The organism is Arthrobacter sp. NPDC058127 (assembly GCF_042884555.1).
Lineage (GTDB): Bacteria > Actinomycetota > Actinomycetes > Actinomycetales > Micrococcaceae > Arthrobacter.
On the sequence record NZ_JBHVTT010000027.1, the window covers coordinates 60,592 to 66,966 of the forward strand.

The 6,375-nt window shown below is 65.2% G+C and carries 6 protein-coding genes; 1 reads left to right on the plus strand and 5 read right to left on the minus strand.

The window, feature by feature from the left end; all coding sequences use genetic code 11:
• Positions 1-17: 17 nt before the first annotated feature.
• Positions 18-800 carry an MBL fold metallo-hydrolase gene (locus ACFVTG_RS23400; RefSeq protein WP_390283147.1) on the minus strand — a complete coding sequence of 261 codons (783 nt, stop codon included), beginning with the start codon at positions 798-800 and terminating at the stop codon, positions 18-20.
• Between the two features lie 139 nt (positions 801-939).
• Here ACFVTG_RS23400 and ACFVTG_RS23405 point away from each other — a divergent pair, with 139 nt between their 5' ends.
• Positions 940-1,677 (plus strand): SGNH/GDSL hydrolase family protein, encoded by a 738-nt coding sequence (locus ACFVTG_RS23405; protein WP_390283149.1) that lies wholly within the window; start codon positions 940-942, stop codon positions 1,675-1,677.
• Positions 1,678-1,916: 239 nt separating this feature from the next.
• Here the strand turns inward: ACFVTG_RS23405 and ACFVTG_RS23410 are convergent, their stop codons facing one another.
• The 4 genes from ACFVTG_RS23410 to ACFVTG_RS23425 all read right to left on the minus strand — a co-directional run bounded on the left by ACFVTG_RS23410 (position 1,917) and on the right by ACFVTG_RS23425 (position 5,910).
• On the minus strand, positions 1,917-3,029 hold the full coding sequence (locus tag ACFVTG_RS23410) for a branched-chain amino acid aminotransferase (protein WP_284751156.1): 1,113 nt from the start codon (positions 3,027-3,029) through the stop codon (positions 1,917-1,919).
• 134 nt (positions 3,030-3,163) lie between these two features.
• The gene (locus tag ACFVTG_RS23415; RefSeq protein ID WP_390283151.1) at positions 3,164-4,228 is read right to left on the minus strand and encodes a 3-isopropylmalate dehydrogenase; all 1,065 of its coding nucleotides are present in this window, start codon (positions 4,226-4,228) and stop codon (positions 3,164-3,166) included.
• 83 nt (positions 4,229-4,311) lie between these two features.
• The gene (locus ACFVTG_RS23420; RefSeq protein WP_390283153.1) at positions 4,312-5,103 is read right to left on the minus strand and encodes a class F sortase; all 792 of its coding nucleotides are present in this window, start codon (positions 5,101-5,103) and stop codon (positions 4,312-4,314) included.
• 72 nt (positions 5,104-5,175) lie between these two features.
• Positions 5,176-5,910, minus strand: coding sequence for a hypothetical protein (locus ACFVTG_RS23425; protein WP_390283155.1), 735 nt, complete (start codon positions 5,908-5,910; stop codon positions 5,176-5,178).
• Between the last annotated feature and the right edge of the window lie 465 nt (positions 5,911-6,375).

A 6,375-nucleotide genomic window follows, 5' to 3' on the forward strand; every position in this document is an offset into this window, starting at 1 on the left:
CGCTCCGGACGAGACCGCTAGCCGCGCAGATAATCCAATTGGGCCGCCACCGAAGTTTCAGCTGCCCACCGCACGGAAGGATCGACGTCGGGATACACCGCATCGGTGACAGCCTGGACCTCGGCCTGGGCGCCGAGCCGCGCCAAGGCTTCACGGATCTGATCCAGCCGCATCTCCCGGTGAGCCCTGTACTCGCGGCACACGGCGTCCACAGCCGGCAGGACGGGCCCGTGCGCGGGCAACAGCGTTGCCGGACCAAGGCTTTCGAGTGTGTCGAGGCTGGAAAGGTAGTCCCCCAGCCTTCCGTCGGGATAGTCCAGGACGGTGGTGCCCCGCCCCAGGATGGTATCGCCCGTCAGCACCGAGCCATCCGGTCCGTCGCCCGGAAGGTGGAGGCAGACTGAGTCCGAGGTATGGCCCGGCGTGGCAAGCACGCGGATCTCAACGCCTGCAGCCTCGATGACCTCGCCACCGCGCAACGGTTCGCCGCCGTGGCAGTGCGCCGGATCCGCCGCGCGGACGGGCGCGCCGGTGAGTTCGTGGAAGCGCGCAGAGGCCTCGGTGTGGTCCTTGTGCCGATGGGTGATGAGAACGAGCTCCACCGTTCCGCTCGCGGCCAAGGCCGCGAGGTGCGATTCGACAAGGGGCCCGGGATCGACGACGACAACTCCGGCAGCGTCCGGGGCGGCAATGACGTACGAGTTGGTGCCGTCGAGGCTCATCGGACCCGGATTGGGCGCGAGCCGCGAGCGGGTGAAGGGGCTGGTGTTCTGGAAAGAGGCGTCATTGACCGGATTCACGTCTCCATCTTGGCACACGCCAAGGGGCCGGATCCGGGAACGGACGCCGGATGCCAAGAGTCAAAGAGGGCGCACGACGTAGCATGGTGCCAAGGCACTGGGACGGATGCATGTGGACAGTTGCGGAGGAGTGATCGGATTGCTGCGGAGTCAAACCCGGGGAAATGGACTTCTCCGGACGACGACGGCGATCGCCACCGCTTGCCTTTCCGTCCTTGCCGTCCTCAGCGCCTCTTCCTCCGACACTGGAGCACGGGCCGCGGGACCGGTCCAGCCCGCCGTAGTGATCATCGGAGACTCCCTCAGCACGGGACACGGCACCTCCCCTGCCGATGCCTGGCCCAATCTGGTGGAGAACGATCCCGGTTTTCAACAGTTCCACGCGACCATCGTCAATGCCGCGCATGATGGCAGCGGCTATGTCAGCGTCGGCGACAACGGATCGACTTTCGGTTCCCAAGTGGAAACGTCGGTAACGGACGGGACGCGCTTGGTGCTGTTCTTTGGTTCCGAAAATGACATGGGCACCACTCCCGGAGAAACCGAGCTTGCGGCCGCACGGGCGTTTGCCTCAGTCAAGTCCCGCGCTCCCGACGCCGACATCGTGGTGGTCGGGCCGCCGTCGTACACGAGCACGCCCGAGGCGGAAAGGCTCAACATCCGCGATCAGGACAAGGCCGCTGCCCAGAAAGCGGGCGCCGACTTCGTTGATCCGATCGACCTCGGCTGGATCATGGACGACGCCGCGGACCTCATTGGTCCAGATGGCGATCACCCGTCCGTCGCGGGCCAGCAGTATCTGCAGGCCAAGATGGAAGCGCTCATCGAACCGCGGGTCCGGCAAGCCAGCCCCGGTAACACCCCGCTCGCGGGTTGAGTTCGCGGGTTAAACAGCGACGGCGACCCGCCCACCAAAGTGGGAGGCCGCCGTCGGGCGCTCTCAAAGACAGGGCCCACGCCGGCGAGGGACCCGAGCCGAGCTTGCGAGGCTTGGGAGCCGGTAGGGCCCACGCCGGCGAGGGACCCGAGCCGAGCTTGCGAGGCTTGGGAGGCGGTAGGGCCCACGCCGGCGAGGGACCCGAGCCGAGCTTGCGAGGCTTGGGAGCCGGTGGGGACTTAGGCCAGGCGGGTGAGCCAGCCGTGCTTGTCCTCGACCGTTCCGGTCTGGATGCCGAGCAACTGCTCGCGGATGGCCATGGTGGTTTTGCCTGCCTTGGCGTCCTCGGAGCCGATGAACTCGGTCTTGTCCTTGAGTACTCCGATGGGCGTGATGACGGCCGCGGTTCCGCAGGCAAAGACCTCGGCGATTTCGCCGGAGGCCACGCCGTCGCGCCACTCGGCGAGGGTGATCTTGCGCTCGGAAACCTCGCGGCCCATGTCCTTCGCCACCTGGATGACGGAAGAACGGGTCACGCCTTCAAGGATGGTTCCGGTAAGCGCCGGAGTGGCGAGTGAGCCGTCCTTCATGACGAAGAAGACGTTCATGCCCCCGAGTTCCTCGACGGCGTCGTCGTTGAAGTGGTCCAGGAAGAGGACCTGCTTGCAGCCGTTCTCCTCGGCTTCCATCTGGGCAATCAAGGAAGCTGCGTAGTTTCCGCCGCACTTTGCCGCACCTGTTCCGCCTCGGCCGGCGCGCGCGTATTCACGGGAGATCCAGATGGATACCGGCTTGAGTTCGCCGCCGAAGTAGTTGCCTGCCGGAGAAGCGATGACCCGGAAGGAGACCTCGCGGGCTGCGCGGACACCCAGGAACGCCTCCGTGGCGATCATGAACGGGCGCAAGTACAGGGCTTCGCCGTCGCCGGACGGAACCCATTCCTTGTCTGCCTGCACGAGTTCGCGGATGGCGCCGAGGAAGTACTCCTCGGGCAGTTCCGGGAGGGCCAAGCGGCGGGCCGACTTGTTCAGGCGGGCGGCGTTGGCCTCGGGACGGAATGTCCAAACGGAGCCGTCAGCGTGGCGGTATGCCTTGAGGCCTTCGAAGATCTCCTGGCCGTAGTGCAGCACTGCCGCCGAAGGATCCAGGGAAATCGGTCCGTAGGCCTCGACGCGGGCACTGTGCCAACCGCCCTTGCCCTCTGTGTCAACGCTGTAGTCGACAATGACGGTGTTGTCGGTGAAGTAGTCGCCAAATCCCGGGTTTGCCAGGATAGCTGCACGCTCCTCAGCAGACTTCGGGGTCTCCGAGAGCTGCTGGCTGAATTCGACGCCGTGGGCAGTCTGAGTCATGTTTCCTCCAGTCGGCTACCTGGCAGAGCGAACCATCTCTTGGAGGATATGGTTCAGCGACGGACCACGGCAGCAGTAAATAATTCAAGTAAAGCTTACGCCCGGGCACAGGCCCTAAAGTGCCAGCACAGGCCCTAAAGTGCGGCAGCGATGGCGTCGCCGATGGCCGCGGTACTGCGGCTCTCGCCATTGCGGCTTTCGATATCGGCGACGACGGCGGCTTCGATCCTGCGGGCGGCGGTCGTGTAGCCGAGGTGGTCAAGCAGCAGGGCCGCGGACAGGATGGCGGCAGTTGGATCCGCTTTCTGCTGTCCGGCGATGTCCGGGGCGGAGCCGTGGACGGGTTCGAACATGGAGGGGGCGGTGCGGTCCATGTTGATGTTGCCCGAGGCCGCGAGACCGATGCCGCCGGTGATGGCCGCGGCGAGGTCAGTGATGATGTCGCCGAAGAGGTTGTCGGTGACAATCACGTCGAAGCGGGAGGGGTCGGTCACCATGAAGATGGTGGCAGCGTCGATGTGCAGGTAATCATGGGTGACCTCGGGGAATTCCTTGGCCACGGCCTCGACAGTGCGCTTCCACAAGTGGCCTGCGAAGACCAGGACATTGTGCTTGTGGACGAGGGTGACATGCTTGCGGGGACGCTCGCTGGCGCGGCGGAACGCGTCACGGACAACGCGCTCGACGCCGTGGGCCGTGTTGAGCGACACCTCGGTGGCAACTTCATGGGGGGTCCCTCCGCGGAGCGTACCGCCGTTGCCGACGTACGGACCCTCGGTGCCTTCGCGGACCACGATGAAATCGATGGTGCCGGGGTTGGCCAGCGGGCTGCCTACCGTGCCGTAAAGCCGCGAGGGCCGTAGGTTCACGAAGTGGTCAAGGCTGAAGCGGAGCTTGAGCAGCATTTCGCGTTCGATGATGCCTGACGGAATGCGGGTGTCTCCCGGCGCCGCACCGACGGCGCCGAACAGGATGGCATCGCGGGTACGCAGATCGGCCAGGACCTCGTCCGGGAGTGTTTCGCCGGTTTCAAGCCAGTGCTGGGCCCCGAGCTTGTATTCGGTCTGCTCCAGGGTGACGCCTTCTTCGGCGACAATCTTTTCCAGGACCTTGAGGGCTTCGGCAATGACTTCGGGGCCAATGCCGTCGCCGGGGATGACAGCCAGGTTGATCGTTGCGGCGGGGTGCGTTGCGCTCATGTTTTCAGACTGCCAATGCATCCACATTCTGGTCAAAATCGTCTCACCATTTGAGCGGTCGAGGGTCTTCCCTCCGCGGGCAGTTACTTGCCGGAAACAGGTGAAGCGACCACGGCGACATTTTTGCCCCAGAGATCCTGGGTGTAGCAACTGATCAGGACCAGTCGGTTGGGCACCGCCGCCCAGACGGGACTGTCTTTCAAAGTCGATTTTGTGTACGTCGTAACGGATTCGACTTTGTATGTCATCGTTCCCCTTGCCGTGACGACTTTGAGCTCATCCCCGGGGGCCGCCGCATAGCTGAGATGGTTGAAGGGCGCATCGAGGCCCTCCCAACTGTGCCCGATCACGTAGGTGGTATTCGTCGAGCCCGCTCCGGGGGTTCCGAACGTACTGAGCCAATATGCATCCATCGTCTCCGGCGGCTCAATGCTCTGCCCGCCAGCGGGGTCCGGTCGCAGCGGGTGAACCGCCACATCCAGGCCGACGGCCGGGTACGTAATCTGCAATGGGGCCGACGCCGCAGGAAGAGGCGGCGTTCCCGGCGCAGTCGCAGGAGCGCCAACTGCCGCCCTGTTCCCCCCGGGCTTGTTCGCAGGAGCAGGCGACGAAGGCGCCCGGCTCCCCGGAACGGAATCGGGCGCGGAACTCCGGGGCGAAGCCGAGGGGACGGCCGGCGCGGCTACGAGGGACGTCCCTGCCGTTGGCCCCGCGCCGAACGCGGCCGGGTTCCCGGGGCCGGAGACGCCGTAGACCAGCCAGGACGCAAGCAGCCCCCCGACGCAGATCGCCAACACCAGAAGATCCCTGAAACTAATCAGCAGGCCACGGATACCGACTGCGCGGGACTGCCGCGCGTAGCGGTGACTGGCCATGATCACTCCTGGAGATAGTGGAGCAGGTGGCTGGGTGCCGCCCATCAGATTGCGGCACCCAGCCGGGTTTGCCTAGCGGCCTGCCTTGCGGGCCCGAACCCCGCTCCTCACGACGACAAACGCGGCCACTGCGCTGAAGAGAGCAGTCAGGCCGGCAAGCCATCCGGGGATACCTGCATCCGCCTTCCCGCCAACGGCCGTCTGGACGTTGTAGCCCACGTTGGTCACTGCGGGGTCCGATGCGGTTGCGGCCGTGACCGGAGTGACGGCTGCAGGCACAGGCGCTGCCGGCACAGCGACGGGTGGAACCACAGGCGTGACGACCGGCGGCGTCACGGGCCCCACCTGCTCCACCGGCGGGGCGGTCACCGGCGGGCTCGTCACCGGGTCCGTCGGCGGGCTCGTCACCGGGTCCGTCGGCGGGCTCGTCACCGGGTCCGTCGGCGGGGTGGTCACCGGGTCCGTCGGCGGGCTCGTCACCGGGTCGGTCGGCGGGGTGGTCACCGGCGGGCTCGCCACCGGAGGGGCCGCCACGACGCAGCCAGCGTTAAGGATGGCGATGTTCTCCGGAGTGAGGTTTTGCCCGTTGGGCATAAAGCTGCCGGCGTTTGCGGGAATGATGTCGGCGGTGTCTGCGATATGACCGGACAGCGCCGACAAGCTGAGGGTCACTGCTACATAAGGGTGCGACGCCGAATGGGTGGCGTGGCAGATGGTGATCTTGTCCGAGGGTGCGGCATTCGCCGACACTGTGGCACCTAGCAATCCCAGGCCCACAACCCCCATGGTGGCAATAGTTCGTTTCATTTCGGTCCCTCCAACCACAATCAGGTTCGAGCTGACCAGACTTTGCGGAGTAACCGTCTTCGAGACCCAGGAAAGACAAGTACGGGAGACCTCAACCAGCGAGATGAATCTTGACAGTTACTCCCCAGAAAGTGTCATCAGTTCGCTTGCCTTTCAGGCTAGGTTTCCGTCTCCTGATTAACGCGAGTGGCAGGTACGCGTTTGCAGGCGGCAAGCTGTGAGCCTTGTACCGGCCGCTACCTGCTCCGGATGGATCTCCACTCGCTGGCGGGAGGGCACCACTTGGAACTCATGTGACCGGCCGAACCCGCCTCCGGACACCGACCGGTCGTGGGACGGTAAAAGGAACACCCCCTCACCCGGCGGGGTGCGAAAGTTGTCAAGCTGTGTGGAGTCACTGGGCTGGTTTTTGGGGTGTTTTGGTCTGCGGGAGGTTGATCCCGGCGTGTGTGGCGGGGGCCGGTG